The 2329-nt window shown below is 65.5% G+C and carries 5 protein-coding genes; 3 read left to right on the top strand and 2 right to left on the bottom strand.

Annotated elements, in window-relative coordinates:
- On the top strand, positions 1 to 286 hold a 286-nt coding region (locus EOA32_RS36430), incomplete at its 5' end, for an MFS transporter (RefSeq protein ID WP_128374246.1).
- Positions 287 to 316: 30 nt separating this feature from the next.
- Entirely contained in the window at positions 317 to 691 is a 375-nt protein-coding gene (locus EOA32_RS36425) for a DUF423 domain-containing protein (RefSeq protein WP_095828553.1), read from the top strand.
- 44 nt (positions 692 to 735) lie between these two features.
- Here EOA32_RS36425 and EOA32_RS39070 read toward each other — a convergent pair whose 3' ends face one another.
- Both EOA32_RS39070 and EOA32_RS39065 read right to left on the bottom strand, forming a co-directional pair.
- Positions 736 to 873, bottom strand: coding sequence for a hypothetical protein (locus tag EOA32_RS39070; RefSeq protein WP_095783244.1), 138 nt, complete (start codon positions 871 to 873; stop codon positions 736 to 738).
- A gap of 57 nt (positions 874 to 930) precedes the next feature.
- Positions 931 to 1074 (bottom strand): hypothetical protein, encoded by a 144-nt coding sequence (locus EOA32_RS39065; RefSeq protein ID WP_095831469.1) that lies wholly within the window; start codon positions 1072 to 1074, stop codon positions 931 to 933.
- 172 nt (positions 1075 to 1246) lie between these two features.
- Here EOA32_RS39065 and EOA32_RS36420 point away from each other — a divergent pair, with 172 nt between their 5' ends.
- Positions 1247 to 2326: a substrate-binding domain-containing protein gene (locus EOA32_RS36420; protein ID WP_067000691.1), complete on the top strand. Its 1080-nt coding sequence runs from the start codon at positions 1247 to 1249 to the stop codon at positions 2324 to 2326.
- The last annotated feature ends 3 nt before the right edge of the window (positions 2327 to 2329 follow it).

Genomic DNA, 2329 nt, shown 5'->3' with positions numbered 1-2329 from the left:
CTTCCTGATGGGGCTGGCGCTGGGCGGCCTCCTGCCCTGCATCACCAGCGTCATCCGTCACAACATCCCCGACGGCGTCGGCGGCAATGTGCTCGGACTATCGATCTCGGCGCAGTATGTCGGCCAGGTCGCGGGACCGCTCGCCGGAGGCTTCGTCGGCGGCCATTTCGGCATGCGGGCGGTGTTCTTGGGCACATCGGTGCTGATGGCGCTGGGGGCGGTCTATAACTGGATTGTCCAGACGCGGCGCGCACGGCATATGCTGCTCGAGGCCGGCGAATCCTGAGCCGCGCGCGATCGAAGACGGAGCATCGAAATGAGTCTTGCCGGGCAACCATCAGACGGCGGCAGCCGCATCCTCGTACTGGCAGGCGGTCTCGTCGGCGCGGCAGGGGTGGCGCTGTCGGCGGCGGCCGCGCATCGCGGCGGCGCCTTCACCGGCACGGCCGCATCCTTCCTGCTGATGCATGCGCCGGTCTTCCTCGCCATCGGCCTTATCGGCGGCAGCCGGTATCTCCGGATCGCAAGCCTGGCGCTGCTTGTCGGCCTGCTGCTGTTCTCGGTCGATCTTCTCGCCCGGGATTTCCTCGGTTCGCGACTGTTTCCGATGTCGGCGCCGATCGGCGGCACGCTGCTTATCGTCGGCTGGCTGGCGATTGCGGTCTCGGCGCTGTGGCGCCCAGGGTCCTAGATCCGCCTTGCCATTGCTGAGGCTCGTCGGAAAATGGGCCGCGACTACCGCCCTCCCCGACGCAGGCGCCGCTGGCGCGACGCCGGCTCCGCCGCGCGCCGGCGTTCCGGCCGGTCGGTTGCCGGCGAGATGCCCCAATAGTTGCGATAGATGTCCTCGAAAAGATGGCTGATGGGATGCATGGCTTGGTTCCTTCAATTGAATCGATCCAACCGATCGACGCGAAAAAGACTGGCTGCTCAGGCGCGCTTGCGCTCCACGATGAAGCGGGGCTGACGCTTCCACGGGCCTGTCTTGCCGCGGCGCCGCTCACTCTGCGCGGCCGAAGCAATGCCCCAATCGTTGCGGTAGACGTCCTCGAACAAAAAGTTGACCGGATGCATGGCACCCTCCTTCTCGTATCTGCTTCATGTCAGGTGACTTGGATCGATTCAATCATAAGCCCTGCACCGCCGAAGTCAAGGAGAAATTTGAATCGATCCAACAAAAATGGTAAGTGGACCGTCGGACATTCCGCGTCCATGTTCGACATGCGACCGGATTCGGAGAACAGACATGGCATCACTCATCGAAGGCCAGGCACGCCCCATCCGGCTGGCGGATATTGCCAAGGCGGCGGGCGTCTCGCATGGGACGGCCTCCAATGTCTTCAGTCGCCCGGAGGTCGTGCGCGCCGAGGTGCGCGAGCGGGTCAGGGCGGTGGCGGAGGCGATGGGTTACGCCGGGCCTGATCCGAAAGGCCGCCTGCTGCGCGCCGGCAAGGTCAATGCCATCGGCGTCGGCACGACCGAGCCCCTTTCCTACTTCTTCGAGGATCCCTTCGCGCGCGTCATGATGGCCGGCATTTCCGAGGCCTGCGACGCCACCGGCGCCGGCATCGCATTGGTTTCGGCGGCCAACCAGGAGAAGCTCGCCTGGAACATCCAGAGCGCGCTTGTCGACGGTTTCATCCTGTTCTGCATCGAAGGCGGCTCGCGTCTCGTCGAGCTGACGCGCGAACGCAGGCTGCCCTTCGTGGCGTTGGAGCTCGGCTTTCACGACGAGACGATCTCGGCCATCGGCGTCGACAACATCGCCGGCGGACGGCTCGCCGCGCGGCATCTTGCCGAACTCGGACATCGCCGTTTCGCCGTGCTGTCGCTTACTCTCGGCGATGACCGCACCGGCTTCGTCACGCCCGAAATGGTCCGCTCGGCCGTCTACACGGGAACGCGCGATCGTCTGGCCGGCTATTTCGAGGAACTGTCCGGCTTCGGTGTCGACACGAAGAGCATCCCGGTCTTCGAGACCGAGAACGAGCAAAGGAGCACCTGGGCCGGGCTCGAAGCGATCTTTGCCGGCGGCGAGCGGCCGACCGCCATCCTGGCAATGTCGGACAGGATGGCCATGATCGCCATCGACTGGCTGACTGCGCGCGGTCTGAAAGTGCCGGAAGACGTTTCCGTTGTCGGCTTCGACGGCGTGCCCGACGGCGCGCTCTGCGACCCGCCGCTGACCACGATCGCGCAGCCGATCACCGAGATCGGCCGGCGGGCCGCGCGCATGATCCTCGACTATGACGGCGCCGTGCGGCGCGAGACGATGGGCGTTGAGCTCGTCGTCAGGGCCTCAACGGGCCCTGCTCCCATATCCTAGAAC

This window comes from Mesorhizobium sp. M1A.F.Ca.ET.072.01.1.1 (assembly GCF_004023325.1).
Lineage (GTDB): Bacteria > Pseudomonadota > Alphaproteobacteria > Rhizobiales > Rhizobiaceae > Mesorhizobium.
This window is presented reverse-complemented; position numbering and strand designations above follow the sequence as displayed.